Genomic DNA, 887 nt, shown 5'->3' with positions numbered 1-887 from the left:
GTGGCTGCGGTGTTGTTATTACCCGCAGTATCAGTGGCTGTAGCAGCAAGTACATCAACTGTGACATTACCACTAGCGGTGGGAGTGACATCAAAGCTGTAGGTTTTGGCATCAACTTTAACAAAGTTACCGACAGTCGCATTGGCTACGGTGATATCAGTATTATCAAAGCCGGTGACATCTTCATTAAAGGTGGCTGTGACGCTAAATAAACCAGTTACTGTTGGTGTTGAAGTTGATGTTAAGGCAACTGTTGGTGGGGTGATGTCAGGTGTGGTGACATTAGCAGTGCGAGTCAGTTGAGTGGCTGCGGTGTTGTTATTACCCGCAGTATCAGTGGCTGTAGCAGCAAGTACATCAACTGTGACATTACCACTAGCGGTGGGAGTGACATCAAAGCTGTAGGTTTTGGCATCAACTTTAACAAAGTTACCGACAGTCGCATTGGCTACGGTGATATCAGTATTATCAAAGCCGGTGACATCTTCATTAAAGGTGGCTGTGACGCTAAATAAACCAGTTACTGTTGGTGATGTTGATGTGAGGGCTACTGTGGGTGCGGTGATATCGGCAGTGCGAACAAGTTGGGTGGCTGCGGTATTGTTATTACCAGCGGTATCTGTGGCTGTATCTGCTGGAATATCTACGGTGACATTGCCAGTGGCTGTTGGTGTAACTGTGAAATTATAGGTTGTACCGCTACCTGTAAATCCGCTAACAGTTCCGTTAGCAACAGTCACGTCAGTGTCAGTAAATCCTGTGACGTTTTCGCTGAAGGTTGCTGTGACTAAGAATGGTGCGTTTGTGGTGGTTGGTGATGTTGATGTGAGGGCTACTGTGGGTGCGGTGATATCGGCAGTGCGAACAAGTTGGGTGGCTGCGGTATT

The 887-nt window shown here is 47.2% G+C and carries 1 protein-coding gene; it reads right to left on the bottom strand.

Annotation, left to right across the window (positions count from 1 at the left end; genetic code table 11):
* A partial coding sequence (locus tag QUA90_RS23435; RefSeq protein ID WP_333448028.1) for an Ig-like domain-containing protein occupies positions 1–887 on the bottom strand: 887 nt, incomplete at both ends.

The organism is Microcoleus sp. D3_18_C4, assembly GCF_036702355.1.
Classification (GTDB): Bacteria; Cyanobacteriota; Cyanobacteriia; order Cyanobacteriales; family Microcoleaceae; genus Microcoleus.
This window is presented reverse-complemented; position numbering and strand designations above follow the sequence as displayed.